This window comes from Streptomyces sp. NPDC060035 (assembly GCF_042736635.1).
In the GTDB taxonomy this organism is placed as follows: Bacteria; Actinomycetota; Actinomycetes; order Streptomycetales; family Streptomycetaceae; genus Streptomyces.
Genome location: NZ_JBHWVO010000018.1, coordinates 1 through 25,857, shown reverse-complemented (window position 1 = coordinate 25,857; position 25,857 = coordinate 1). Strand labels below are relative to the sequence as shown.

Annotated in this window: 24 protein-coding genes and 1 pseudogene; 10 read left to right on the top strand and 15 right to left on the bottom strand. The window is 69.9% G+C overall.

Going from position 1 to position 25,857, the window contains the following annotated elements; all coding sequences use genetic code 11:
* Positions 1 to 198: 198 nt before the first annotated feature.
* Positions 199 to 1,023 carry an aldo/keto reductase gene (locus ACFWBQ_RS25860; RefSeq protein WP_385497489.1) on the top strand — a complete coding sequence of 275 codons (825 nt, stop codon included), beginning with the start codon at positions 199 to 201 and terminating at the stop codon, positions 1,021 to 1,023.
* A gap of 245 nt (positions 1,024 to 1,268) precedes the next feature.
* On the opposite strand, the gene ACFWBQ_RS25855 is transcribed toward ACFWBQ_RS25860, so the two are convergent.
* A complete protein-coding gene (locus ACFWBQ_RS25855) occupies positions 1,269 to 1,544 on the bottom strand; it encodes a DUF2087 domain-containing protein (protein ID WP_385497485.1) in 276 nt (91 codons plus the stop codon).
* Between the two features lie 224 nt (positions 1,545 to 1,768).
* Positions 1,769 to 2,002, bottom strand: a pseudogene (locus ACFWBQ_RS25850) (LacI family DNA-binding transcriptional regulator); the annotation flags it as partial.
* A gap of 154 nt (positions 2,003 to 2,156) precedes the next feature.
* On the opposite strand from ACFWBQ_RS25850, the gene ACFWBQ_RS25845 reads away from it, so the two are divergent.
* The 3 genes from ACFWBQ_RS25845 to ACFWBQ_RS25835 all read left to right on the top strand — a co-directional run bounded on the left by ACFWBQ_RS25845 (position 2,157) and on the right by ACFWBQ_RS25835 (position 5,335).
* A complete protein-coding gene (locus tag ACFWBQ_RS25845) occupies positions 2,157 to 3,131 on the top strand; it encodes an acetylxylan esterase (RefSeq protein WP_385497478.1) in 975 nt (324 codons plus the stop codon).
* A 123-nt stretch (positions 3,132 to 3,254) separates the two neighbouring features.
* Entirely contained in the window at positions 3,255 to 4,409 is a 1,155-nt protein-coding gene (locus ACFWBQ_RS25840; RefSeq protein WP_385497475.1) for a Gfo/Idh/MocA family protein, read from the top strand.
* On the top strand, positions 4,406 to 5,335 hold the full coding sequence (locus tag ACFWBQ_RS25835; protein WP_385497471.1) for a PmoA family protein: 930 nt from the start codon (positions 4,406 to 4,408) through the stop codon (positions 5,333 to 5,335). Before ACFWBQ_RS25840 ends, ACFWBQ_RS25835 begins: the two co-directional genes overlap by 4 nt.
* A gap of 37 nt (positions 5,336 to 5,372) precedes the next feature.
* On the opposite strand, the gene ACFWBQ_RS25830 is transcribed toward ACFWBQ_RS25835, so the two are convergent.
* Positions 5,373 to 5,816, bottom strand: coding sequence for a nitroreductase family deazaflavin-dependent oxidoreductase (locus ACFWBQ_RS25830; protein WP_385497468.1), 444 nt, complete (start codon positions 5,814 to 5,816; stop codon positions 5,373 to 5,375).
* 302 nt (positions 5,817 to 6,118) lie between these two features.
* Here ACFWBQ_RS25830 and ACFWBQ_RS25825 point away from each other — a divergent pair, with 302 nt between their 5' ends.
* Both ACFWBQ_RS25825 and ACFWBQ_RS25820 read left to right on the top strand, forming a co-directional pair.
* Positions 6,119 to 7,480, top strand: a complete 1,362-nt coding sequence (locus tag ACFWBQ_RS25825) for an FAD-dependent oxidoreductase (protein ID WP_385497463.1) — start codon at positions 6,119 to 6,121, stop codon at positions 7,478 to 7,480.
* A gap of 284 nt (positions 7,481 to 7,764) precedes the next feature.
* Positions 7,765 to 8,385: an L-threonylcarbamoyladenylate synthase gene (locus ACFWBQ_RS25820; RefSeq protein WP_385497456.1), complete on the top strand. Its 621-nt coding sequence runs from the start codon at positions 7,765 to 7,767 to the stop codon at positions 8,383 to 8,385.
* A gap of 70 nt (positions 8,386 to 8,455) precedes the next feature.
* Here the strand turns inward: ACFWBQ_RS25820 and ACFWBQ_RS25815 are convergent, their stop codons facing one another.
* Positions 8,456 to 9,463, bottom strand: coding sequence for an MsnO8 family LLM class oxidoreductase (locus tag ACFWBQ_RS25815; RefSeq protein ID WP_385497447.1), 1,008 nt, complete (start codon positions 9,461 to 9,463; stop codon positions 8,456 to 8,458).
* Between the two features lie 194 nt (positions 9,464 to 9,657).
* Here ACFWBQ_RS25815 and nhaC point away from each other — a divergent pair, with 194 nt between their 5' ends.
* The 3 genes from nhaC to ACFWBQ_RS25800 all read left to right on the top strand — a co-directional run bounded on the left by nhaC (position 9,658) and on the right by ACFWBQ_RS25800 (position 13,952).
* Positions 9,658 to 11,121 (top strand): Na+/H+ antiporter NhaC, encoded by a 1,464-nt coding sequence (nhaC, locus tag ACFWBQ_RS25810; protein ID WP_385497441.1) that lies wholly within the window; start codon positions 9,658 to 9,660, stop codon positions 11,119 to 11,121.
* Positions 11,122 to 11,163: 42 nt separating this feature from the next.
* Positions 11,164 to 12,618, top strand: coding sequence for a basic amino acid/polyamine antiporter (locus tag ACFWBQ_RS25805; RefSeq protein ID WP_385497437.1), 1,455 nt, complete (start codon positions 11,164 to 11,166; stop codon positions 12,616 to 12,618).
* A gap of 68 nt (positions 12,619 to 12,686) precedes the next feature.
* Complete coding sequence (locus ACFWBQ_RS25800) at positions 12,687 to 13,952, top strand: arginine deiminase (protein ID WP_385497431.1); 1,266 nt, start codon at positions 12,687 to 12,689, stop codon at positions 13,950 to 13,952.
* A 158-nt stretch (positions 13,953 to 14,110) separates the two neighbouring features.
* Here the strand turns inward: ACFWBQ_RS25800 and ACFWBQ_RS25795 are convergent, their stop codons facing one another.
* From ACFWBQ_RS25795 to ACFWBQ_RS25745, 11 genes are read right to left on the bottom strand one after another with little or no spacing between them, the layout of a single operon-like run.
* The gene (locus tag ACFWBQ_RS25795; RefSeq protein WP_385497427.1) at positions 14,111 to 15,127 is read right to left on the bottom strand and encodes a Rieske 2Fe-2S domain-containing protein; all 1,017 of its coding nucleotides are present in this window, start codon (positions 15,125 to 15,127) and stop codon (positions 14,111 to 14,113) included.
* Between the two features lie 2 nt (positions 15,128 to 15,129).
* Positions 15,130 to 15,354 (bottom strand): recombinase-like helix-turn-helix domain-containing protein, encoded by a 225-nt coding sequence (locus tag ACFWBQ_RS25790; protein ID WP_385497419.1) that lies wholly within the window; start codon positions 15,352 to 15,354, stop codon positions 15,130 to 15,132.
* 29 nt (positions 15,355 to 15,383) lie between these two features.
* A complete protein-coding gene (locus ACFWBQ_RS25785; protein WP_385497416.1) occupies positions 15,384 to 16,322 on the bottom strand; it encodes a PDR/VanB family oxidoreductase in 939 nt (312 codons plus the stop codon).
* Between the two features lie 38 nt (positions 16,323 to 16,360).
* Entirely contained in the window at positions 16,361 to 17,986 is a 1,626-nt protein-coding gene (locus ACFWBQ_RS25780; RefSeq protein ID WP_385497412.1) for a thiamine pyrophosphate-binding protein, read from the bottom strand.
* A 9-nt stretch (positions 17,987 to 17,995) separates the two neighbouring features.
* The gene (locus ACFWBQ_RS25775) at positions 17,996 to 18,784 is read right to left on the bottom strand and encodes an SDR family oxidoreductase (protein ID WP_385497404.1); all 789 of its coding nucleotides are present in this window, start codon (positions 18,782 to 18,784) and stop codon (positions 17,996 to 17,998) included.
* A gap of 19 nt (positions 18,785 to 18,803) precedes the next feature.
* Positions 18,804 to 19,559 carry an SDR family oxidoreductase gene (locus ACFWBQ_RS25770; RefSeq protein ID WP_385497398.1) on the bottom strand — a complete coding sequence of 252 codons (756 nt, stop codon included), beginning with the start codon at positions 19,557 to 19,559 and terminating at the stop codon, positions 18,804 to 18,806.
* Entirely contained in the window at positions 19,552 to 20,073 is a 522-nt protein-coding gene (locus ACFWBQ_RS25765; RefSeq protein WP_053930186.1) for a cupin domain-containing protein, read from the bottom strand. The genes ACFWBQ_RS25770 and ACFWBQ_RS25765 overlap by 8 nt, the downstream gene beginning before the upstream one ends.
* A gap of 11 nt (positions 20,074 to 20,084) precedes the next feature.
* Positions 20,085 to 20,885 (bottom strand): alpha/beta fold hydrolase, encoded by an 801-nt coding sequence (locus tag ACFWBQ_RS25760; RefSeq protein WP_385497389.1) that lies wholly within the window; start codon positions 20,883 to 20,885, stop codon positions 20,085 to 20,087.
* Positions 20,882 to 21,679 (bottom strand): aspartate dehydrogenase domain-containing protein, encoded by a 798-nt coding sequence (locus ACFWBQ_RS25755; protein WP_385497384.1) that lies wholly within the window; start codon positions 21,677 to 21,679, stop codon positions 20,882 to 20,884. The genes ACFWBQ_RS25760 and ACFWBQ_RS25755 overlap by 4 nt, the downstream gene beginning before the upstream one ends.
* Positions 21,676 to 22,620 carry a VOC family protein gene (locus ACFWBQ_RS25750; RefSeq protein WP_385497378.1) on the bottom strand — a complete coding sequence of 315 codons (945 nt, stop codon included), beginning with the start codon at positions 22,618 to 22,620 and terminating at the stop codon, positions 21,676 to 21,678. Before ACFWBQ_RS25750 ends, ACFWBQ_RS25755 begins: the two co-directional genes overlap by 4 nt.
* A gap of 34 nt (positions 22,621 to 22,654) precedes the next feature.
* Positions 22,655 to 24,139, bottom strand: a complete 1,485-nt coding sequence (locus ACFWBQ_RS25745) for an aldehyde dehydrogenase (RefSeq protein WP_385497373.1) — start codon at positions 24,137 to 24,139, stop codon at positions 22,655 to 22,657.
* A gap of 291 nt (positions 24,140 to 24,430) precedes the next feature.
* Here ACFWBQ_RS25745 and ACFWBQ_RS25740 point away from each other — a divergent pair, with 291 nt between their 5' ends.
* The gene (locus ACFWBQ_RS25740; RefSeq protein ID WP_385497366.1) at positions 24,431 to 25,795 is read left to right on the top strand and encodes an MFS transporter; all 1,365 of its coding nucleotides are present in this window, start codon (positions 24,431 to 24,433) and stop codon (positions 25,793 to 25,795) included.
* Positions 25,796 to 25,857 lie beyond the last annotated feature (62 nt).

Here is a 25,857-nt window from a genome sequence, read left to right as displayed (position 1 = left end):
TCGAGCAGACCGCAGCGGTTCGCACGGCCGTGCGGCGCCGGCCGACGGACCTGCCGGGGCGCGACGCAAGGACTCCACGAGCCTGCCCGCTTTTGCCATATACCCGCGTGTGCAATTATTGTGGACGCCAATAACCATCGTGCGCAGATCGCATGGTCCGACGCAGGCGCACAGTCCGGCATCTCAGGAAGGACTCCCATGTCCACGGTCCCCACCGTCACCCTCAACAACGGCATCACGATTCCGCAGCTCGGCTTCGGTGTCTTCCAGGTTCCCGACGACGAGACCACCGCAGCGGTGTCCAGCGCGCTCGACGCGGGCTACCGCTCGATCGACACCGCCGCCGTCTACGGAAACGAGGCCGGCGTGGGCCGCGCCCTGGCCACCTCCGGGATCCCGCGTGAGGAACTGTTCGTCACCACGAAGCTGTGGAACGCCGACCAGGGATACGACACGGCGCTCGCCGCCTTCGACGCGAGCCTCGCCAAGCTCGGCCTCGACTACGTGGACCTCTACCTCATCCACTGGCCCACGCCCGCCCATGACCTCTACCCGGACACCTGGCGTGCCCTGGAGAAGCTGCTGGCCGACGGACGGATCCGGGCCGCCGGAGTATCCAACTTCCAGCCCGCCCACCTGCGCCGCCTGATCGACGCCGGCTCCCTGGTCCCGGCCGTCAACCAGATCGAGCTGCATCCCGGCCTTCAGCAGAAGGAACTGCGTACCCTGCACGCCGAGCACGGCATCGCCACCGAGGCGTGGAGCCCCCTGGCGCAGGGCGCGCTGCTGGACGACAGCGCACTGGTCTCGATCGCCGGGCGCCACGGGAAGTCGCCCGCCCAGGTGGTCCTTCGCTGGCACCTCCAGCTCGGGAACGTCGTGATCCCCAAGTCGGTCACGCCCGCTCGCATCCGGCAGAACATCGATGTCTTCAACTTCGAACTCTCGTCCGCCGACATGGACGCGATCACCCGACTCGACCGGGGCATGCGCACGGGCCCGGACCCCGACACCTTCAACTGAACCGGGCCCGTCAGTCGACCAGAGCCCGCAGAGCGGCGCGGAGCAGGCGCCCCAACGCCCCCAGGGCGCCCATCTCCACGGCGGTCTCCCCGATATCCGCGGCCGCTTCGGCCCGGTCCGAGCGGTGTCCCGCGGACCGGCACCTCCTGCATGTCCCGCCGCTCAGCCGGCGATGTCTCCCACAGCGGGCGCACGTGCCCGAACGTCTCCCCATGGGGACAGCATCTCACCTGCCGGGACAGCCCTCAGCGGCCCCGCCGGTAGCTGCTGCCGTCCTTCGGGCGGACCAGCAGCCCGGCGACCACCAGGTAGCGGCGCAGGGCCGAGCAGTCCTCGTGCACGGTGAGCAGCGCCTCGTTGACCTCGCGCTCGGTGTAGACCCGATCGCGCTCGAACAGCGTGTGGGCGAGGTGGACCAGCAGCTGCTCGCGGCGAGCCACCTTCCGCGGGATCACCGTCAGGCGCCCGTGCGAGAAGAGTGATGCCACCTGGTGCGAACTGCGGGTATCTGTATCGGACATGCCGGAAGCGTCGCAGGCGCCGGACGGACGGGCAACGTGATTTCCGCGTTCCCGGCCGGCGCCCGTGGCGGGTCCCCCAGTGCGCGGGCGACCGCGATGGCGCCCTGGAGCCGCTCCCCCGCCTCGTAGACCATGCAGGCGGTGCCGTTCTGCGTACCGAAACTCGGGGCAGCGGTGCGCCCGTTGTCCGGGGCACCGGTCATCGAATCGTGGAAGAGCCCGAAGACCCTCCGGACCGCCGGGTCGGGAACGTATCCGAGGCTGTTCGCCGCTTCGAGGACTTTGCGCGGGGTCTCCTCGGAGATCGTGGTGCCCTGCTTCCTGTCCGCGAGCACCAGCGAAACGGTGGCCTGCGAGACTCCGGCAAGCCGTGCGACCTCGGCCTGTCGCGGTCGTGCCGTGCGGCCCGCCGGCGCGGGTGAACGGCCGGGCCCGGCACGCTTCCTGGGTTCCTCCACCACTGCTCCTCAGATCGTCAATGCGCATTGACGAGTCCTGTGGGGGCCGTTCACATAACGGTCAAGAGGGTGGACACAAGAAGTTCTTGACTGCCGCCCCGCCAGTCGTACGGTGTGATCATTCATATCGACTTTGCGACAAAGGCGGTCCCGCATGGCCCTGTTCGATCTGCCCCTGGACGAACTGCACACCTACAGCAGCGGGTCGGTGGAACCGCACGACTTCGACGCCTTCTGGTCGGACACGCTCACCGAGGCCAGGACCCACGACCTCGATGCCCGATTCGAGCTGCGCACCGACACCGGCCTGACCACGGTCGACGTGTACGACGTGACGTTCGCCGGTTTCGGCGGCCACCCGGTCCGGGGCTGGCTCGTCATGCCGGCGGGCACCACGCGACCGCTGCCGCTGGTCGTGGAGTTCATCGGGTACGGGGGCGGGCGCGGGCTGCCGCATTCGTACCTGCTCTGGGCGTCGGCCGGCATGGCCCACTTCGTGATGGACACCCGGGGCCAGGGAAGCGGATGGGCTCCGGGCGACACGGCCGACCCCGTGGGCAACGGACCGTCGCTGCCCGGGTTCATGACCCGGGGCATCGAGGACCCCCACGCGTACTACTACCGCCGACTGATCACGGACGCCGTACGCGCCGTGGAGGCAGCCCGCTCGCACCCGCTGACGGACGCGGCCCGCACCGCCGCGATCGGTGCGAGCCAGGGCGGCGGACTCGCCATCGCGGTCGGCGGGCTGATACCCGACCTGGCGGCCGTCGCACCCGATGTCCCGTTCCTCTGCGACTTCCCGCGGGCGATCAGCCTGACCGACAGGCTCCCCTACCGCGAGATCGGCAACTACCTCAAGACGCACCGGGGGCGCGCCGAACAGGCGAAGGCCACGCTGGCCTACTTCGACGGAGTGCACTTCGCGGCCCGCGGCCGGGCACCCGCACTGTTCTCGGTCGCCCTCGAGGATCAGACCTGCCCGCCGTCCACGGTCTTCGCCGCCTTCAACGCGTACGCGCACCCGGACAAGGAGATCGAGGTGTACGACTTCAACGACCACGAGGGCGGCGGACCGTTCCAGCAGGCGGTACAACTCGCCCGGCTGCCTCAGCTGTTGAAGGCCTGACCTCCGCGTACGCGGCGCTGGGCACTTGACCGGGCTCGCGTACGGAGCCTAGGTTTCCCCGGAGAGAAAGCGCTTGCTATCGGGCGCTTGCCATCCGACAGGTGATCCTCCAGGGGGTGCGTCATGCCCAGCCGTCCTTCACACCGGGGACCGGTCCGGGTCGCGATCGTCGGCACGGGTGCGATCGCGCGAGGCAGTCATCTGCCCGCGCTGACCGCACTCGCCGCCGGACAGCCGCTGGAGATCGTCGCGGCGGTCGATGTCGACGCGGCGTCGGCCGAGGCGTTCTGTGCGGATGCGGGCATCCCGCACCCGTACACGGACCTGTCCGCCATGCTCGCCGAGCAGCGGCCCGACCTGGTCACGCTCTGCACCCCGCCCCGGTTCCACCGCGATCAGACCGTTGCCGCACTGCGGGCCGGGGCCTGGGTGTGGTGCGAGAAGCCGCCCTGTCCGTCGTTGGAGGACTTCGACGCCATCGAGGCAGCGGAGGGCCCCGAGGAAGGCGGGCCGTTCGCGGCGATCGTCTTTCAGCACCGATTCGGTTCGGGCTCCCGCCATGTGCGGGAGCTGCTGGCCGGACAGGCGATGGGCAGGACCCTGGTGGCGCACTGCCAGACGACCTGGTACCGGGACGAGGCGTACTACGCCGTTCCCTGGCGCGGAAGTTGGAGCAGCGAGGGCGGCGGTCCCGCGATGGGGCACGGCATCCACCAGATGGATCTCCTGCTCGATCTGCTCGGCCCGTGGACGGAGATCCGCGCGATGGCGGGGCGGCTGGTGCACGACGTCGAGACGGAGGACGTCTCCACCGCGCTCATCCGTTTCGAGAGCGGCGCGATGGCCACGGTCGTGAACAGCGTGCTCAGCCCGGACGAGGTCAGCCGGATCCGCATCGACTGCGAGCACGCGACGGTCGAGCTCACACATCTGTACGGGCATCGCAACGCGGACTGGCGGATCACGCCTGCCCCGGGAGTCTCTCCCTCACAGGCAGCCTCCTGGCAGGACTTCGGTGCCGACGTCCCGAGCTCCCACGAGGCGCAGCTGCGCGGACTGCTGGAGGATCTGCGGGCCGGGCGCAGGCCCCGCAGCAGCGGCGCCGACGGCCGCAAGAGTCTGGAACTGGTCACGGCCCTCTACAAGGCCGCCTTCACCGGGGCCACCGTCCGGGCCGGCGAGACAGGTCCCGGCGATCCCTACTACGGCGCGTTGCACGGCAACGCTCCCGGCTGGGCACCGGAGTCCCCGGCAGAATCCGTGGAGGTCACGGCATGACGGAGACCGTGGAGCTCGTCCACCGGCACGGCGACCACCTCGCCGTGTCCGTCGCGGGCAGCGGGGTCGAACTGCTGCGCTATGTGTACCGGGCCGAGGCCCCCTGGGAGGCCCCGAAACCATACATCCACCCCCTGCGCACACTCTCCGGGCGGGTGGTGACCGACTACCGCCCCAACGACCACCGCTGGCACAAGGGTCTGCAGATGACCGCCTCGCATCTGTCGGGCCAGAATCTGTGGGGAGGCAACACCTATGTGCACGGTGAGGGTTATCGCGCCCTGCCGGAGCGCGTCGGTTCCATGGCGCACCGCCGATTCGACGAAGTGTCGGTGCACGACGGCGGGGCCGGCATCACCGAGCGGCTGAGCTGGCATCCGCACAGCGGCGAGATCTGGGCCGAGGAGACCCGCCGCATCGAGGTGCACGACGTCGACACGACAACGGGAAGCTGGGTGCTGACCTGGTCGTCCGCGGTCACCAACCGGCGGGAGGAGCCGCTGCGCCTCGGCAGCCCGACGACGCACGGCCGGCCCGGCGCGGGATACACCGGACTGTTCTGGCGGGGTCCGCGCGCCTTCCGCGACGGGCGGATCCTCGCGCCGGATGCCGAGGGCCCGGAGCTCATGGGGAAGCAGGCCGACTGGCTGGCCTACAGCGGTGAACACGACGAGGTGGACGGCCACGCCACGCTCGTCTTCGTCCACTCCCCCGAGAACGACCACACCGGTGCGGGCGGAGCGCATCCGGCGCACTGGTTCGTGCGCAACACCCCGTTCGCCGCCGTCGCGCCGTCGTTCGCCTTCCACGACGAACTGGTCCTGGCACCCGGTGCGACGATGACCCGCCGCTATCGGGTGCTGGTGGCGGACGGCGCCTGGGACCGCGAGCAGATCGCCTCCAGGGTCGGGGCACTGTCCTGGTAGGGGCTCAGCCCCCGGGACCCCGTCATGAGTATCGGGACTACTGCGCACCGGCCGGGGTCAGGACGAAAACAGGGATCTCACGGTCGGTCTTGGTCTGGTAGTCGGCGTAGTCGGGGAAGGCCTCCACGGCGCGGCCCCACCACAGGGCCTTCTCCTCGCCGGTGATCTCACGGGCGACCATGTCCTGCTGCACAGTGCCGTCCCGCAGCTTCACATGGGGATCGGCGACCACGTTGTAGTACCAGACGGGGTGCTTGGGGGCGCCGCCGAGGGAGGCGACCACGGCGTAGCGGCCGTCGTGCTCGACCCGCATGAGGGGTGTCTTGCGGAGTTTGCCGCTCCTGGCGCCGCGCGTGGTCAGAAGAATGACGGGCTTTCCGCGCAACGTGGTCCCCTGCGTGCCGCCCGAACTCTCGATGAGCTCGACCTGCTCACGCACCCACGGCGTAGGACTCGGCTCGTACTCGCCCTCGATCGGCATGGCGCCTGTTCCTCTCGTCGAAGTCCTGCATCGTTCGCCCCCTGACCCTTCCCCGGAAGGTCCGGGGCACGCGGGACACCGGAGGACGGGTCGCGTCCGGGTGCCCGCACGGGGCTCACGAGGTATCCGCTCACATAATCGCGCACCTTTGAGGTCTGTATACACACTTATATCCGAATTGCACACTTGCCCCGCTCCAGGGTCGCTCGGGCGCAGGGCATACCGTGGGGCGGAGCGAAGTAAGTCAAGCCTTACTCCGCTGCACTCTGTCCGTGCTCGCCCGCCCAAAGGAACAACACTCCATGACACGCCCCGTCCGCGTCGCCATCGTCGGAGCCGGTCCTGCCGGAATCTACGCAGCGGACGCGCTGCTCAAATCCGAGGCCGCCCAGGACCCGGGTGTATCGATCGACCTGTTCGAGCGCATGCCGGCCCCCTTCGGCCTGATCCGCTACGGCGTGGCGCCGGACCACCCGCGGATCAAGGGCATCGTGAAGGCCCTGCACCAGGTCCTGGACAAGCCGCAGCTGCGGCTGTTCGGCAACGTCGACTACCCCAACGACATCGGCCTGGACGACCTGCGGTCCTTCTACGACGCCGTGATCTTCTCCACGGGCGCCGACGCGGACCGCGCCCTCGACATACCGGGGGCCGACCTCGATGGCTCCCACGGCGCCGCCGACTTCGTCGCCTGGTACGACGGACACCCCGAGGTGCCGCGCACCTGGCCCCTGGGGGCCGAGAAGGTCGCCGTGCTGGGCGTGGGCAACGTGGCCCTCGACGTGGCACGCATGCTCGCCAAGACGGCGGACGAGCTGCTCCCCACGGAGATCCCGGCGAACGTGTACGAGGGCCTGAAGGCGAACAAGGCGCTCGAGGTGCACGTCTTCGGGCGGCGGGGTCCGGCCCAGGCAAAGTTCAGCCCGATGGAGCTGCGCGAGTTGGACCACTCCCCGAACATCGAGGTCATCGTCAACCCGGAGGACATCGACTACGACGACGGCTCGATCGCTACCCGGCGGGAGAACAAGCAGGCCAACATGGTCGCCTCCACGCTGGAGAACTGGGCGATCCGGGACGCGGGCGACCGCCCGCACAAGCTGTTCCTGCACTTCTTCGAGTCCCCGGTGGAGATCCTGGGCGAGGACGGCCGGGTCGCCGCCCTGCGTACCGAGCGGACCGAGCTGGACGGCACCGGCAACGTCCGGGGCACAGGCCGCTTCACCGACTGGGACGTGCAGAGCGTCTACCGCGCGGTCGGCTACTACTCGGAGGAGCTCCCGAAGCTGCCGTTCGACGTGGCCTCCGGCACCGTCCCGCACGCCGCCGGACGAGTCCTGAGCGGTGAGGAGCCGATGTCCTCGGTGTACGTCACCGGGTGGATCAAGCGTGGTCCGATCGGCCTGATCGGGCACACCAAGGGCGACGCCAACGAGACGGTCGCCTGCCTCCTGGAGGACCACACCGCCGGACGGCTGCCCGCCCCCGCCCAGCCCGAGCCGGATGCGGTCGTCGAATTCCTCGAGCAGCGCGGCGTCCGCTACACCACCCGCGAGGGCTGGCACCGCCTGGACGGCCATGAGCAGGCACTGGGCGCCGAGCAGGGCCGCGAGCGGATCAAGGTCGTCGAGCGCGCCGCCATGCTGGAGGCGTCCGGAGCCTGACCGCGAGCCGCGCGCCCCCGGAGCTCCTCGGCGAGCTCCGGGGGCGCGGTGCTGTCCGGGTCGCTGCGGTCGGTACCTGCTGCAGCCGAATGCGGCTGCCCCTAGGGCCTCTCGTTTGGATCTTGCCGGGCTCGCGTGCCCTGGTGCCGCACCTCGCCGCGTTGTCGTCGGGAGGCATGGCTCCGCTATGCCTCCCTCCTCCGCCTTGCGATCCACGGCACCAGACCCCGCTCACTGATCCGGCCTGATCCAAACGAAAGACCGCTAGCCCTTAGACTCGGCGAATGGCGAAGTATTTCGACGTACACCCCGATAATCCTCAGCGGCGCACCGTCAGCAGTGTGGCCGACAGCATCCGGTCCGGTGCGCTCGTCGCGTACCCGACGGACTCCTGCTACGCCCTGGGATGCCAGCTGGGCAGTCGCGACGGCATCGGGCGGATCCGGTCGATCCGGAACCTCGACGATCGCCACCACTTCACCCTGGTGTGCCAGAACTTCGCACAGCTGGGGCAGTTCGTGCAGATCGACAACGACGTCTTCCGGGCGATCAAGGCAGCGACGCCCGGCAGTTACACGTTCATCCTCCCCGCCACCAAAGAGGTGCCGCGGCAGTTGCTGCACCCGAAGAAGAAGACGGTCGGCGTCCGGATTCCCGACCACGCCGTCGCTCAGGCCCTCCTCTCCGAGCTCGGTGAGCCGCTGCTCTCCAGCACGCTGCTGCTGCCCGACGAGGACGAGCCGATGACGCAGGGCTGGGAGATCAAGGAGCGCCTCGACCACGTGGTGGACGTCGTGCTCGACTCCGGCGACTGCGGCACCGAGCCGACCACGGTCATCGACTTCTCGAGCGGCGAACTCGAGATCGTACGCCGCGGGGCGGGTGACACCGCGCGGTTCGAGTAGCCCACTCGACACCCCGGTCGCCCCGCGCTCTCGGTGCTCCCGGCGGGGCACCGGGGGTGCCGTGGGCCGCTCAGCCCAGGCCTGCGATCCGCGCGAGCCGTCGCAGCGAGTCCTCGAGCGCCTCACGGTCGTACGTGCTCGTGGTGACCAGCACTTCGTCCGCGCCCGTCTCCTTGATGACCAGTTCGAGTTCGGCCGCGACCGTCTCCTCGGTGCCCGCGAGGTGGCCACGCAGCCCGCTCTCGAAGAGCCCTCGCTCCTTCTCCGTCATCGCCAGCCCCTCGACCCGCTCGGCGGGGGCGAGCGGTGGGAACGAGCCGCGGCTGCGCGCGTACGCCATGGACCAGGCCTCGGGGATCAGGAGCCGCCGGGCGGCCTCCGCCGTCCCGGCGACGGCGATCGTCCCCGCCACGACCACATACGGTTCCCGGGCCCAGGCGGAGGGGCGGAACTCTCGGCGATAGCCATCGATTGCGCGCAGCAGCTTTTCCCGGCCGCGGAGATCGCCCACCACCAGGGGGAGCCCGGCCGCAGCGGCAATCGCGGCGCCCTCGCCCGTCGCCAGGACGTACGGGGGTATGCGCAGGCCCTCGGCGGGGCGGGCATGAACCTGGGGGTGGGCCTGCTGGGTGCCGTCCAGCCAGCCGAGGAGCTCGGAGAGCTGTCCGGCGAAGTCGTCGGCATCCTCCTTGTCACGGCCCAGCGCCCTGCGAATGCCGTCGGTGAAGCCCACCGAGCGTCCCAGACCCATGTCGATCCGCCCGGGGAACAGTGAGGCGAGCACGCCGAACTGCTCGGCCACGACGAACGGCTGGTGGTTGGGGAGCATCACTCCGCCCGTACCCACACGGATGGCGGAGGTTGCGGCCGCGACGGCGGCGGCCAGCACGGTCGGCGCCGAGCCGGCCACACCCGGCACGCTGTGGTGTTCGGAAACCCAGAAGCGGTGGTAGCCGAGCGCTTCGACCACGCCGGCCAGCCGGACGGTGTCGCGCAGCGCCTGCCGGCCGTCGTATCCCTCTCGGGTGCGGGAGCGGTCCAGGAACGAGAAACGGGTCGCTTCGATCGAAGGGCTCACGCCTGGTTCAACGCCCGCGGCCCACCAGGATTCCCGTACACCGCGACCGGCCCGGCCCTGAAAACCACCCACCCAGCAGACACGAAGTCCATATTGTCGCTAAAGTCCGTTAGGCCTCTAACGGCCTCGTGCGACTGGGCGGTGGTGTGAGCAGTATGGATGGCGAGAAGCCGGGGTCCTATGAGGGGCGCCCTGTGCGTCGCCCGTCTCTCGGTGATGCGATCACTCCGCTGGTGGTTCTTGCCGTGCTGGTGGCCGGCGCGCTGGCACTGTTCGGTCTGGACGCACTGGACGGGCCTGTCCAGGTGGCCCTGATCATGTGTGCCATGACGGCCGCTCTGGTGGCACTGAAGAACGGGCACAGCTGGTCGGCCGTGCAGAAGGCGGGGCAGGGGGCGCTGTCATCGATCACAAGTGCGGTGTTCATCCTGTTGGCCGTAGGCGCACTGATCGGTGTCTGGAACCTGTCGGGGACGATCCCGACGCTTGTCTACTACGGCATCCAGGTGCTGTCGCCCAGCTGGTACTACGCGGCGACGACCGTGATCTGCGGTGCGGTCGCCATGAGCATCGGCAGCTCATGGACGACAGCGGGCACCATCGGCGTCGGGCTCGTCGGGGTGGCGGACATGCTCGGCGTCTCCACGGCGATCACCGCCGGAGCGGTCATCTCGGGAGCGTACCTGGGTGACAAGCTCTCCCCTCTGTCGGAGACCACGGTGCTGACCGCCCAGATGGTCAGGGTGGATGTCTACGAGCACATCAAGCGTCAGGCATGGACGTCCGTGCCCGCGTTCGTGATCGGGCTCGTCGTGTTCCTGGTGATCGGGCTGGTCAAAGGCCCCGAGGTGCGGAACCCGGTGGGCAAGGAGATCGAGCTGGCAAGTCTCGGCGACATCTACCACATCACCCCGCTGAACCTCCTGCCCCTTGCCCTGCTGGCCGTCCTGTCCGTCCGCAAGGTGCCGCCCTCACTGGCGCTCGCCTGTTCGGCGCTCTTCGCCGGCGTTCTCGGCGCGTTCCTGCAGCCGGATGTGATGCGGGGATTCGTCGCCGGCACGGGCAACCTCGTCGTCGAGTCGGTGAAGGGGATCTGGCTGGCGATGGCGAACGGATTCACCATCGACTCCGGGATCCCCGTCATCGACCAACTGCTGTCCCGCGGCGGCATGGACAGCATGCTGCTGACCCTGTGGCTCATCATCGGCGCGGTCACCTTCGGGGCGATCCTGGAGGAATTCGGCCTGATCGCACGGCTCGTGGACCCGCTCATCCGCTCGGCGAAGTCCACCGGCCGACTGTTCGTGACGGTCTTCGCGTGTGCGTTCGGCCTCAACGTGGTCGCGGGCGACCAGTACATCGCGCTCGTCCTGCCGGCCAGGGTGTTCCGCCTCGAGTTCGAGAAGCGGTCTCTCGCACCCACCAACCTCTCCCGGCTGACAGCCGACAGCGGCACGGTGACGTCCGCGCTGGTCCCGTGGAACTCCTGCGGCGCGTTCATGGGCGCGGTGCTCGGCGTGGCGACGCTGTCCTATCTGCCGTTCGCGGTCTTCAACTACGCCAGCCCCCTGCTCAGCGTCCTGTACGGCATCACCGGCTTCAAGATCGAAAAGGTCCCGCCTGCCTTCGGCGAAGTGCGCACCCCCATCGCTCACTGATATCCGGCCAGTTCTCCTATCTGTCTCGCACGAGGGGAAGACATGACAAGCTCCGACACGGGGACCGATGCCGTCCAGGGCTCCAGCAACGCGGTCAAGATGACGCTGCTCACGCTGACCATGATGGTGGTCGGTTCGATGGTCGGCGCCGGGGTGTTCTCGCTGCCGTCCCGCTTCGCACAGGAGACCGGTGTCGCCGGGGCGCTGATCGCCTGGGCCATCGCCGGTACGGGCATGCTGATGCTCGCCTTCGTCTTCCAGACGCTCGCCGTGCGCCGGCCCGATCTCGATGCCGGTGTCTATGCCTATGCCAAGGCCGGATTCGGCGAGTACCTCGGCTTCTTCTCCGCGTTCGGTTACTGGGCCAGCGCCTGCGTCGGCAATGTGACCTACTGGGTTCTGATCATGTCGACGGTCGGATCCATCTGGCCTGCGCTCGGGGACGGCGACACCCTGCTCGCCATCGTGCTGTCCTCGTTCGGCCTGTGGGCCTTCTACCTGCTCATCCGCCGGGGCGTGAAGGAGGCCGCCGCGATCAACAGGGTGGTCACCGTGGCCAAGGTGGTTCCGATCATCGTCTTCGTCATCCTCGCGCTGTTCTACTTCGATGCGGGTGTCTTCGCCGACAACTTCGGGGGCGCGGACTACGCGGGCTCCCTGTTCAACCAGGTGCGCGGCACCATGCTGGCCACGGTGTTCGTCTTCCTCGGGGTGGAGGGCGCCAGCGTCTACTCACGGCACGCCAAGCGCCGGGAGGACATCGGGCGGGCCACCGTGCTGGGCTTTCTCAGCGTCTTCGCCGTCTTCGCCTCGGTCACGATCGTGTCGTACGGCATCATGCCGATGGCCGAGATGGCCGATCTCCGCCAGCCGTCCATGGCCGGCGTGCTGGAGGATGCTGTCGGGACCTGGGGCATGGTCTTCGTGAGCGTCGGGCTGATCGTCTCCGTGCTCGGCGCCTACCTCGCCTGGACCCTCATGGCGGCGGAAGTGCTCTTCGTGGCCGCCAAGGATGACGACATGCCGCGCTTCCTGCGCCGGCACAACTCCGCCGATGTGCCCGTGCCCGCACTGCTGATGACCACCGCGCTGTCCCAGGTGGTCCTCGTCGTCACCCTCTTCTCGGACGATGCGTTCAACTTCGCCCTCGACCTGACCAGCGCCCTGACCCTGATTCCGTTCCTGCTGGCGGCGGCGTTCGCAGTGAAGGTCAGGGTGCGGCCCGACGAACTGACGGCCGGAACAGGCCGCGGGCGTGACCTCGTCATCGGCCTCGTGGCAACGCTCTACACCGCGTTCCTGCTGTACGCGGCCGGCCTGAAGTTCGTACTGGTCTCCTTCATCATCTACGCCCCGGCCACGATCCTGTTCGCGATGGCCCGACGGGAGCAGAAGCGCCAGGTGTTCTCGCCGGTTGAACTCGTCATCTGCGCCGTCTCCGTCGTCGGAGCCGTCATCGGAGTGATCGCCCTGGCCGCGGGCTGGATCAGCCTCTGACAGCCCGGGCGCATCCGGACCGTCCTCCTCCGAGCAGGAACACCGCACACGACCGAAAGGCAGCACCCATGACGAAGACCACCGACACCGGCGCAGGTCCCGTGCACGGTGTCCACTCCGAGGTCGGCAGGTTGCGCAAGGTACTGGTCTGCGCACCCGGCCTCGCACACCGCCGGCTCACCCCCAGCAATGCCGACGAGCTGCTCTTCGACGATGTGATGTGGGTGGACAACGCGCAGCGTGACCACGCCGACTTCGTCAGCAAGCTCCAGCAGGGCGGCGTCGAGGTCGTGGAACTGCACGACCTGCTGGCCCGGACCCTGGAGGTGCCCGGGGCGAAGTCATGGCTCCTCGACCGCAAGATCACCGCCAACGAGGTCGGCCTGGGACTCATCGACGCCACCCGCGCCTACCTGGAATCCCTGGAACCCCGGCAGCTCGCCGAGTACCTGATCGGTGGCCTGGCCACCACCGACCTGCCCGGGGAGTACCGCTCCGGCTACCTCGGTCTGGCCCGCGAGTCGACCGGGGCGCGCGAATACCTCATGCCGCCGCTGCCGAACACCCTGTACACGCGCGACACCACGTGCTGGCTGTACGGAGGGGTGACCCTCAACCCGCTGTACTGGCCCGCCCGTCATGACGAAACGCTGCTGATGAAGACGGTCTACCGCTTCCATCCTGACTTCGCCGGCAACACGGTCTGGTGGGGCGATCCCGAACTCGACTGGGGCAGCGCCACTTTCGAGGGCGGTGACATCATGCCCGTCGGCAACGGCGTCGTCCTCATGGGCATGAGCGAACGCACCTCCCGGCAGGCCATCACCCAGGTCGCCGCTTCCCTGTTCAAGAACGGTGCCGCCCAGCACGTCGTGGTGGCGGGCATGCCGAAACTGAGGGCGGCGATGCACCTGGACACCGTCTTCACCTTCGCCGACCGCGACATCGTCACCCTCTATCCGAAGATCATGGACGCGGTCCACACGTTCTCGCTCCGCCCCAGCGACACGTCACCGGGCGTGGAGATCACCGACGAGGGTTCGAGCCCGTTCGTCGAAGTGGTGGCCAAGAGCCTCGGCCTGCCCGCTCTTCGGGTGATCGAGACGGGCGGGGACGTGTACGCCTCCGAGCGCCAGCAGTGGGACAGCGGAAACAACGCCGTGGCTCTCGAACCCGGGGTCGTCTTCACCTACGACCGCAATACCCAGACCAATGATCTGCTGCGCGCGGCCGGGGTCGAGGTCATCACCATCGTCGGTGCGGAGCTCGGCCGCGGCCGCGGCGGTGGTCACTGCATGACCTGCCCGCTGATTCGCGAGCCTGTCGAATTCTGAGCGGGCCGGCCCGGTCAGCGGGGAGTCGTCCACGAGCGGGCCGTCGCTCCGGAGCCGGCGGGCACGAGCAGCAGCGGGGCCGGGAACCGCGTGCGCGGTCCCCCCGCCCGTCGCGCCCCCTGCCCGTCGCGCCCGGCACCCGCCGCTGTGCGGCGCCCTCAGGCGCCCGCCGACGACTGTGCCTCGGCCGCCGCACGGTACAGCCGGCGCAGCCGCACCACGCCCAGGTCGTGCTGGTACAGGTTCTCCTGCTGGTCGGCGTCGACCGGCATGGCCTCCAGCATGACGCGGTCCTGCTCCAGGACCTCCCAGTGGCGCTTCTCGATCAGCGTCCGGTAGAGGAAGCGCCAGGACGCGCGCTGCCAGTCCTCGACCCGGCGGTAGCGCCAGAAGAAGACGCCGCTGCGCTGCTCGTCCACCGGGCAGACCATGCCCACGATCCCGAACGGCCCGCCGGGGCCGGCCGACGGCGGGTAGGGGATGGACAGGTCGAACCAGTCCACCCCGGTGCGGCACAGCTCCACCCAGTCGAAGTTGACGCCGCGCTGGTCGGTCTTCTCGAAGTAATAGCCGCGCGCGGTCTCCCGGATACGGAACTTGGCCGTCGTGTCACCGTCGAACATGGTGTGCGAATCATGGTGGAGGAAGGCGCCGTGCATCGGGTCGAGCAGGTTCTCCACGGCGTAGCGCCACGGTGAGTTCCACTCGGCGTAGCACAGGAACGCGTCCACCTCGGGATCCGTCAGCGGCTCCGGGAGCGTCAGTTCCGCCGGCTCCGGGTGCTCCTCGTCGCCGAAGTAGGCGAGGATCGCGCCCGCGACCTCGCGTACCGGCAGCGAGGTGACCAGCTTCTTGCCCTCCAGGCTGCAGCCCGGCAGCCCGGGGACGGAGGAGACCGTCCCGTCGGGCTCGACCTCGACACCGTGGTACCAGCAGGCGACGCGGTCACCGAGGTGCTTCCCGAGCGACAGCGGTGCACCGCGGTGCGGGCAGCGGTCGGCGAGCATGGACAGGGCGCCGTCGGAGCGGCGGAACAGCAGCCACTGCTCGCCGAGCGCGGTCACCTTGCGCATCGCGCCGGGGGCGACGAAGTGCGAGGGGACGACGGGGTGCCACTGGTTGCGCAGGCCGGTGGCGTAGATGTGGTCCGCCGTGGCGGAGGACGACAGCGTCATGGTCAGGCTCCCAGTCGGTTCATCTCGGCGCGGAAGGATTCCTCGGTCCACGGTGTGCCGTCGCCGGCGTGGACCTGGCGGGCGTTGAGTCCGCGCACCACGTCGCTCAGCTCGTGGCCCGCCTCGGTGAAGACGTCCTCGAGGGTTGCGGCCAGCTTGTACTCGTACGGGGTCGGCTCGTGGGTACGTGACTGGTGGACGTCAAGGTACGGCCAGGTGTCGCTCACGGTGTCTCCTGAAGGTGTGGGGGAAGGTGTCACAGGTCGAGGACGAGCCGACTCTGTGAGGCGCATCGCGAGACGCAGATCATCATCGTGGCGCAGGTGGCACGTTCGGCCTCGCTGAGCAGGAAGTCGCGGTGGTCGGGGGTGCCCTCGATCACCCGGGTCTCGCAGGACCCGCAGATCCCGTCGCGGCACGAGTTCGGTGCGTCGATCCCGGCGCCCTCGACGGCGTCGAGGATCGAGGTACCGGCGCCGACGGTGAGGGTCACGCCCGAGGTGCGGCACTCGACCTCGAACTCCTCGTCGTCACCTGCGCGTTCCACCGTCGGTGCGGCGAACCGTTCCAGGTGCAGCCGGTCCTCGGGGCAGCGCGCCTCGACGGCCGCGAGCAGGGGTTCGGGACCGCAGGAGTACACCAGCGTGCCGTCGGGCAGGTCCGCGAGCGCGGCGTCCAGGTCGATGTGGCCCAGTTCGTCCTGCGGGACGAGCGTGACGTCACCGCCGAGCGCGGCGAGTTCCGAGGTGAACGCCATGGACGCCCGTCCCCTGCCTCCGTAGACCATCCGCCACGCGGAACCCCTGCGGGTCGCCTCCCTGGCCATCGCCAGCAGCGGAGTGATCCCGATGCCTCCGGCGACGAACAGGTAGGCGTCGGCGTCCTCCAGCAGGAAGTGGTTGCGCGGTTCGGAGACCGTGACGGGCTGCCCGGGGCGCAGCTGTGTGTGCACGAACCGCGAACCGCCCCGCGAGGCGGGTTCGTTGAGCACGCCGATGCGGTAGACGTCCGGCACGCTCGGGTCGCCGCACAGGCTGTACTGGCGTACCTGGCCCCCGACGTGGACGTCGAGATGCGCGCCGGGCGTCCAGGCGGGCAGGGGTTTGCCGTCGGGGTGGGTCAGTTCGACGGAGAGTACACCCTCCGCCTCCCAGGTCATTCGATGGACGACCAGCTGCAGCGAATGCTCGCTCATGGCCTGTTGCCTCCTTACCGGCAGTACACGCGACCGGGCTACTGGCCCGGGATCCTCACGGGTGGGGTGAACGGGACCTTCATCGGTCCGAGTGCTGTCAGATCGACCTCGACGAGCGTGGGTCCTCCGGAGGCGATGGCCTCACCGAGCACCGGGCCGGCGTGCTCCTCGGATGCGATCCGCAGGTACGGCAACCCGCAGGCGCGGGCCAGCAGTTCGAAGTCGGGAGTGGCCAGGTCGACCCCGGAGCGGCGCTCGCTGTAGCGGTCCTGCATGTTGCGCAGGACTCCGTAACCGCCGTCGTTGAAGACGATCAGGGTCAGCCGGGGCCGTTCCTGGGCAAGGGTGAGGAGCTCACCGAGGTGGACGGCGAGTCCGCCGTCGCCGGCGATGACGACGGTGGGCGCGTCGGGCCGTGCGAGCGCCGCACCGATGCCCATGCCGAGCCCCTGTCCGATGCCGCCGCCGCGCGGGAAGACGTTGTCCCGCGGGTCGTACATCTCCAGCAGCCGGTTGCCCCAGCTGCTGGAGGGGATCGTGACGTCGCGCGCCACGACCGCCTCGCGGGGCAGCGCGGCGCGGATCGCGTCGCAGATCGCGGCCTGCGGTCCGATGTTGTCGTGCAGGAGCGCCCGCACCTCGGTGCGTACGGCGCCGACGCGGTCCGTCCAGCCGCTCTCCGCGGGCCGGGCGTGGGGCAGCAGAGCGGCCAGAGTGGCGGCGGCATCGCCGTGCAGCGCGTGGGCGACGGGGTACACCCGGCCCAGCGCGTCCTCCTCGATGTCGATCTGGATGTGCGCCCCGGGGAGTTCCAGCGTGTAGTCGGCGGTCTCGTTCGAGCGGAAGTGCGTGCCGATGGTGAGCAGCACGTCCGCGTCGGCGAGCAGGGCGCGCACCGCGGGGGTGGTGGCGAAGTTGCCGATGACCTGCTCGTGGTCCTCGGGCACCGCGCCGCGCCCGGAGTTCGAGGTCAGCAGTCCCGCTCCGGTCGCCTCCAGCAGCCCGGCCAGCTCGCCGCCGGCGGTTGCCACACCGCCGCCTGCCCAGATCAGGGGGCGGCGGGCGGTGGCCAGAAGGGCGCCGGCTGCGGCAAGTTCAGCCTCCGCGGGAGCCGGGACGGCGGATGCGGGGAGCTCGGCCGGCTCGTCGGTCTGCGCCGCGAACTGGAGGTCGATCGGCCACTCCACGCTCGCCGGGCCGCCCGGCGCGGTGAGCGCCGCGCGGGCCGCCTCGCGCAGGATCCGGCCCGCCTGCTCGGCGTCCGGGACACTCGCGGCGTAGGCGGAGACCGCGCTCAGCATGCCGAGCTGGTCCTTGGTCTCGTGGATGAAACCCCTTCCGCTGCCGAGGAATTCGCTCTCCACCTGGCCGGTGATGTGCAGGACGGAACTGCCCGAGCTGAGCGCTTCGATCAGCGATCCGGCCGCGTTGCCGGCTCCTGTGCCGGTGGAGGTCAGTGCGCAGCCGAGGGTGCCCCGGGCGCGCCCGTAGGCGTCCGCGGCGTTCACGGCGGATGCCTCGTGCCGCACGGGCACGAAACGCAGTTCACGGTCGACGGCCTCGACGAGCGGCAGGTTGTGCACGCTGACGATGCCGAAGACGGTGTCGATGCCGAGTTCCCGCAGGACGGTGACGAGGAGATCGCCTCCGTTGTCGTAACGCATGGTGTCTCCTCAGAGGATGGAGCGGCCGACTCCGCCGCAGACGTCGATGCTGGTGCCGGTGATGTACGAGGCGAGGGGGGAGAGCAGTGTGAGAACCGCGTACGCGACCTCTTCGGCCCGGCCGAGGCGGCCGAGGGCTATGCCCCGGTCGGCGGCCAGTTCTGCCTGCCACTCCTCGTAGGTCCGGCCGGAGTCCGCGGCGGCGTAGCGCCTCGTCCACTGGCCGGTGTCGATGAGACCGAGGCAGACGGAGTTGACCCGGATGCCCTCGCCGGCGAGTTCGACCGACAGGGACTTGGAGAGGTTGAGGATGCCCGCCCGGGCGGCGCTCGTCGTGATCAGCCGGGGCTCGGGCTGCTTGGCGAGCACCGCGTTGATGTTGACGACGCTCGCCGCGCCGGAGGCGGCGAGGTGCGGGCGCGCGGCCTGCAGGGGGTTGAGTACGCCGGCGAACTTCAGCTCCAGCTCGTCGCGCCAGTCCTCGGCGGTGGAGTCGTCGAGACCCTTCATCCGGGACTGTCCGGCGTTGTTGACGAGTCCGTCGATACCGCCGAACTCCTGGGCGGTGCGGCGGACGAAGTCGTCCACGGCGCCCGCGTCCCGGACGTCGCAGACTCCGGTCAGCAGACGGTCGTGTCCGGCGCCGAGGTCGGCCGCCGCCTTGGCGAGCCGGTCGGCGTCACGGCCACAGGTGGCGACGCGGGCTCCCTCGTCGAGCAGGGCGCGGACCGTGGCCAGGCCGACGCCCGAGCTGCCGCCGGTGACCACGATGGTGCGGTCGGCGAGTCCCAGATCCATAACTCGTGTCTCCTGCAGTTCAGTTCATGGTGAAGCCGCCGTTGACGGCGATCACCTGTCCGGTCAGGTAGCGGGATTCCTCGCCGAGCAGGAAGGAGACGATCCCGGTGAGGTCGTCCGGCTGCTGCGGGCGGGAGATGGCCCGGTTCATGCGGTAGAGGTCGTGCCGTTCGGCGGGCACTCCCTCGGTCGCCTCGCACTCGGTGAGTCCGGGGGCGATCGCGTTCACGGTGATCCCCTTGTCGCCGAGTTCGCGTGCCATGGCCCGGGTGAGTGCGATGACCGCACCCTTGGAGGCGATGTAGTGGGCGAGGCGGGGAGATCCGTACAGGGCCGCGTCCGAGGCGATGTTGACGATCCGTCCCGGTGTCGCGAAGAGCGGGTACAGGGCCTTCGACACCAGCCACGGGCTGCGGGCGTTGACCGCCATCAGCCGGTCCCACACCTCGATGTCGATGTCCTGGAACTCCTTGCCGCCCACACCGTTGGCGAGGGCCGCGTTGTTGACCAGGCCGTACACGGGGCCGATCTCGCGTACGGCGGCCGCCAGCGCGGCCACCGAGGCGGGGTCGGCGACATCGCAGCGTACGAAGCGGGCGTCGATGCCCTCCGAGCACAGTTCCGCGACGGCGTGCTCGCCCCGTTCCCGCTCCAGTTCGGCGACGACGACCCGGAAGCCGTCGACGCCTGCCCGGCGGGCCATGGCCAGTCCCAGGCCACGGCCCGCACCGGTGACGACGACAGTGCGTGCGTCGGCCGGGGACTGGTCAGCCACGGGTGACGCCGTGCATCGGCGAGTACTCGGGGTAGGTCGGCACCTGCGGCTTCTGCGTGCCGATGACGACGCAGAACAGGGCGTCGGTGTCGCCCTCGTTCTTGAGCGAACGGGTCACGCCGGCGGGGACCACGATCATGTCGCGGTAGCCGAGCGTGCGGTACTCGGCCTCGTCGGGGCCGCGGTGGATACCGACCTTGACCTCGCCCTCCAGGACGAAGAAGGCCTCTTCGACGTCGTGGTGGGTGTGGGCCGGGCCCTCGGCGCCGGGCGGCAGCAGCATGTTGGAGAAGGTGAACCCGCCGGACGGGAGGATCCGGCTGTCGCTCTCGTGGTTGCCGGTGGCACCCGAGCCGACGTAGCGGATCTGGCCGCGGCGGAACTGTGCGCCGGCCTTCTCCTGGAAGGAGAGGGTGTCGAAGTCCGCCACGCGGGAGGCCTTGGTGGCGATGAGGGAGTCGGTGTACGCGGAGAGGTCGTCGCCGTTGTCGTACGCGTCGGTGGTCAGAGGCATGGTGGAGGCTCCTATGCGGGGATCGATGCGGTGATACGGAGGTGGGAGAGCACCCAGGCGTTGAAGTGGCCCGGCTGCTCCTGGTTGGCCAGGTGACCGGCGTCCTTGACGATCACGTAGGCGGTCTTGTGGATGGCTCCGGCGATGACCTGGCTCGCTTCGATGCCGGTGACCCGGTCCTGCTCGCCGCACAGCACGAGGGTGGGCGTGGCGATCGAAGGGAGTTCGGCGCGCAGGTCGGCGGCGGCCATGGACTCGGCTGCGTACGCGTAGCCCGGCAGCCGTACCGAGGCGGCCATGGTGTCCACGACCCGGCGCACCAGCTCGTCGGGGGCGCCGGGCGACACCAGCCGCGGTCCGCGGGCCTCGGCGAAGGCGCGCGGGCCGAGTTCTGCCAGCTCGGTGGCCCGGGCCCGCATGCCCTTCGCCTTCGCCTCGTCCGTGCCGGAGCCCGCGCTGGAGTCGGCGACGATCAGCGAGGCGACGAGCTCCGGGTGGCGGGCGGCGAGCCGTAGCGCGATCACGCCGCCCCAGGACACTCCGAGGACGTGCGCGGTCGAGGCGCGCTCACGGATGAGAGCGGCTGCTGCGTCCGCGAAGTCGTCCAGGCCGAGCGGGCCCTCCGGGTCGGGCGACTTGGCGTAGCCGGGCGCGTCCCAGGCCACGACCCGCACGTACGAGGAGAGTTCGGCGAGCTGCGGGGCGAACGCTGCCGACGACGAGCCGATCCCGTGCAGGCACAGCAGCAGGGGGCCCTGGTCACCGGCCTCTTCGACATGGACGTCGAACCGGACCTCGTCGCGGGCATTCACAGGATCTGGCCCGTCTGTCCGGCGAGCGCGGCGAGGCTGCGCAGGACCGCGTACGGCACCACCTGGCTGGTGGCCGGATTGCCCGGGTCGGGCAGGTGGGCGACCTCGAAGCGATACGCACCGTGTGCGCCGGACGCCTCGATCACATGGCGCGTGTGGTGCGCCGCCGGGTCGGCGACGACCTGGACCCGCACAGTGTCCAGGTCGCCGACGGCCAGTGCGACGGACGCTGCCACGTTCGTCGATTTGGGGAACTTGACCGGGATCTCGCGGGCGGTGCCCGTCATGACCACGACCGGTCCGGTCGCCGACCGCATCCGGGTCAGCAACTCCTCGTCCATCCAGGGCTGTTCGAGTGTGGAGGGCAGCTTCGTGGTGGTGAGGCGGACCTCGTCGAGCGGCCCCAGGGACCGTGCCGCCTGGAGAAGGTCGAGACCACCGACGGCACCGCCGGTGAAGTACACCCGGCCGGGTCCCGCCGCGAGCAGCCGCTTCGCGAGGTCCTCGTCGGTCAGCGCCCCGGTGGAGGCGATCAGCAGATCGGTGCCGGATTCCAGCACCCGCTCGCCCCACTCCCGTACGACGCCCTGGCCCGCGGCCTCGACGATCAGGTCGCAGGCCTCCAGGGCCTCCTCGAAGGTGGCCTGCCGTGCCGGTGCGGCTTCACCGAGCGGGCGGTTGTCGACGACGCACACCAGCTCGGCGCCACCCACCCGGCCCTCGGCGAGGGCGGTGCCGACGACCCGGCCGATCGCGCCCCAGCCGACGATGCCTACCTTGCGTACGGTGCTCATGCGGTGGCCTCCTGGGCGTCGAGGGGAGCGAGCGGGCCGGGGTCCGGCGCGCCCGCCATGTGGCAGCGGATCTCCTTGGACGGCGGTCCCGCCGTCCCCCACAGGTCGGACAGGTCCGGCACCCGCCGCCACACCCGGGCTATCCAGGCGTCCTCGACGATCTGGGCGACCTCGGAGGTGTACTCGCAGACCAGCCCGGACGGGTCGGTGAAGTAGGAGAAGGTGTTGTTCCCGGGGCCGTGCCGGCCGGGGCCCCACTGGGGGGTGATGCCATGGTGGCGGAGCCGGCCGAGGCCCCGCATGAAGTGGTCGACCGAGGTCATCTCGTAGGCCACGTGGTTCAGGGAGGTCCACTCGGCCTGGTTGAACGCGATGCAGTGGTGGTCGCTGTTGCAGCGCAGGAACGCCATCTGGTGCTCGGACCAGTCGGAGACGCGCAGCCCCAGTACCTCGCAGTAGAAGGTGACGGCTGCGTCGATGTCGGTGGTGTTGAGCACGGCGTGCGTCACCCCGACGGGCACGGCGCCGTCCCGGCCGCGCGGGACGACCGCCTCGACCTGGGCGCTGATCTCGATGAGGCGCCCCTCGGGATCGGTGAACCGCAGCCCGTAGCCGCCGCCCGCCTGATCCAGCGGGCCGGGCCCGAAGACGGGGACGATGCCGCGTGCCTCGAGGCGCCGCGCGGCCCCGTCGACCTCGGCAGGGGTCGCGACGGCGAACGAGAGGCGGCCGAGGCCGACCCGCTCCCGCTCGGCCAGGTGGAGGACGTGGTGCTCGTCGCCCGTGCCGCGCAGCCAGCGGGCGCCGGTGTCGGACTCGACGGTCTCCAGGCCCCAGACCTCTTCGTAGAAGTCGGCGGTCTCGGTGAAGGCCGGGGTGTGCAGCTCGACGTAGCGCAGTGAGCGGAGCCGGGCGATCGGGCCGGGGGGTGGTTGGTGCATCAGTCTCTCCAGACGGACGGGCGTGCGTGCCGGGTCAGTTGGCCCAGGGAAGCGGGTGGCCGGAGGTGCCCCAGTACAGGGACTTCTGGCGCTGGTAGGCGCGGATCGCGTCGCGGCCCTTCTCCGTACCGAGGCCGCTGTCCTTCCAGCCGCTGAACGGGGTGGAGGCGCTGAACTGCTTGTACGTGTTGATCCAGACCGTGCCGGACTCGATCCGGCGGGCGATCCGCCAGGCGGCCTGCAGGTCACGGGTCCAGATGCCGCAGGCCAGCCCGTAGACGGAGTCGTTGGCCTGGCGGACCAGGTCGTCCTCGTCGTCGTAGGGCAGGGCGACCAGGACGGGACCGAAGATCTCCTCCTGGCAGGTGCGGGAGGTGTTGGGCAGTCCGTCCAGGACCGTCGGCAGGTAGTACGCGCCGTCCTGGTACCGCTCCCCCTCGGGCGCCGAGCCTCCGCACAGCACCCGTGCGCCCTCGGAGCGGGCGAGGTCGACGTAGGCGGCGACGGAGTCGCGGTGGCTGTGGTGTACCAGGGGGCCGACCTGGGTGCTCGGCTCGGTGCCGGGGCCGACGCGCAGCTTGCGGACGCGTTCGACGAGTTCACCGACGAAGGAGTCGTAGATCTCCCGGGCCACGAAGAGCCGTGAGCCGGCGATGCAGGACTGGCCGCTGGAGGAGAAGATCCCGAACATGACGCCGGCCAGGGCCTGCTCGATGTCGGCGTCGGCACGCACGATCGTCGGCGACTTGCCGCCGAGCTCCAGCGAGGCGGGGACGAGCTTCTGGGCGGCGATCGTGGCGATGGACCGGCCGGTCTCCGTACCGCCGGTGAATCCGATGCGGGCGACGAGGGGGTGGCGTACGACGGCGTCACCGACCACCCGGCCGCTGCCCGGCAGTACCGACAGCAGGGCGGTGGGCAGGTGGAACTCGTCGAGGGCCCGGGTGATCAGCCGGCCGAGGGCGAGGGAGACCAGAGGCGTCCAGGCAGCCGGCTTGAGCAGGATCGCGTTCCCGGCGGCGAGCGCGGGCGCGATCTTCTGCGCGTCGCTGGCGACGGGAGAGTTCCAGGGGTTGATCGCGCCGACGACGCCGAGCGGCTCGTACACGCTCATGGTGACGTAAGGGCCGCGGGACGGCGTGACCGAGTCCTCGGCGCTCTCCAGGGCCGCCGCCATGTAGCGGAAGGTGCCTGCCGCACTGAGCGCGAGAGCGCGGGTCTCGGTGAGGGTCTTACCGGTGTCGGCGGTCTGCAGTGCGGCGAGGTCGTCGGCCGCCTGTTCGGTCAGCTCGGCGATGCGGTACAGCAGCCGGGCACGCTCGTGGGCGAGCAGGTCCCGCCAGGCCGGGTCCGCGGCTGCCTTCGCCGCGGCTTCGGCCGCTTCGTCGACCTCGTCGGCCGAGGCGGTGTGGACGGTCGCGAGGACGCGGCCGGTCGCCGGGTCGACGGTGTCGAGGGGCGCGCCCGCACCGCGTCGCCACTGGCCCGCGATCAGGATGTCGGTGGGGAAGTGCGGCACGGGTGTACCTCCGGGCGACGTGGGGGTCAGGGATGGGCTGCGGGTGCGAACGCACTGGCGTGTGCCGTCACCCGGAACCGTCGAAGTGCTAGAAATCTAAGCGCTTAACTATTCTTCCGCAAGGCCTCAAGGCGAAATCGTTGCCTTCCATGCCTTGAGCACGCCCTCCGTGGCGTCGATGATGGACACCAAGTTGCCGGGAGCGAGATTCCTAAGCTCTTAACCATTGACCGCTTAGATACTGGAACCTACTGTCTCCGCAACTGTTCTGCCCGCGGAAGGAACCCCTCCATGACGACTGTGGCCGGCAAGCCAGCCATCGGCTCCATAGCCGCGAGACTTGAACGACTGCCGCAATCGCGCTGGCACGTCAAAGTCCGGTTCCTGATCGGCGCCGTGACCTTCTTCGAGGCGTTCGACCAGCTGCTGGCCGCCTCCGCACTACCCGTCCTGATGAAGGAATGGCACCTGACCACCGGCCAGGCCACCTTCGCCGTGACCTCCGCCTCCATCGGCATGCTGCTCGGCGCCGTGGCCGCGGGCTGGCTGGGCGACCGGATCGGCCGGGTGCGCACTGTCGCCCTGGGCGTCGCCGTCACCGGTCTGGCCAGCCTCGCCGTCGCCTTCTCGGGCAGCATCGAGACCTTCTCGCTCTTCCGGTTCTTCCAGGGTCTCGGCATCGGTGGTGTCGTGCCCGTCGCGGCCACGTACATCAACGAGATAGCCCGCTCCGACAAGCGGGGCCGCTTCGTCCTGCTGTACGAGATGATCTTCCCGGCCGGACTGGCGGCCGCCACCCTGGTCGCCGTGTGGGTCGTCCCCAACTTCGGCTGGCGCGCGATGTTCCTCCTCGGCACGCTCCCGGTACTGATCGCCGCCGTTCTTCCGCGCCACGTCGCGGAGTCCCCCCGCTGGCTGCTGGCCCGTGGACGTACGCAGGAGGCCGAGGAGGCCATCGCCCGCATCGAGGCCGAGGTCGTCCGCGCCACAGCCGAGCCGCTGCCCGCACCCGCCGCCGACGTACCCGAAGAGGTCTCCCAGGGCCGCCTGCGCGACCTGTTCCGGGGCCGTTACCTTCGGCGTACAGCGGTCCTGTCGGGCCTGTGGTTCGTTGCCTACTACGTGAACCACGGCATCTCCACCTGGCTGCCGTCGCTCTACACGAAGCAGTTCGGCCTGGATCTGACCACCGCACTCACCTTCACCCTGCTCAGCAACATCACCGGTCTGCTCGGCACGTTCGTCGTGGCCCTCCTGGTCGACCGTATCGGCCGGAGGCCCGCCCTGATCGGCGCGCTCGTCGGCACCGTGCTCTCGCTGGGCGTGCTCGCCCTGCTCGGCGCGACCTCGGGCGCTCAGGTTGCCGTCTTCGCCTCGTGCACGACGTTCTTCCTCTACGCGATCAACGCGGGGCTGTACCTGTACTCCCCCGAGCTGTACCCGACGTCCAACCGCGCCAAGGGGGCGGCGTTCGGCGGCCTGTGGAACCGGCTCGGCGTCATTCTCGGCCCGATAACCGTGGGCGCGATCATCGGATCGGGCGGCAGCCTGGGCCTCGTCTTCGCACAGCTCGCCGTGGTGGCCGCGGTGGGCGCGGGCATCGCCTGGTTCGCGATCGAGACCAAGGGAAGGACGCTGGAGGAGCTCAACTCCTGACGCGTCCGGAAGTCCAGGCCAGGGGCCGGTGTCCCGGAGCAGTGATCACTGCTCCGGGACAC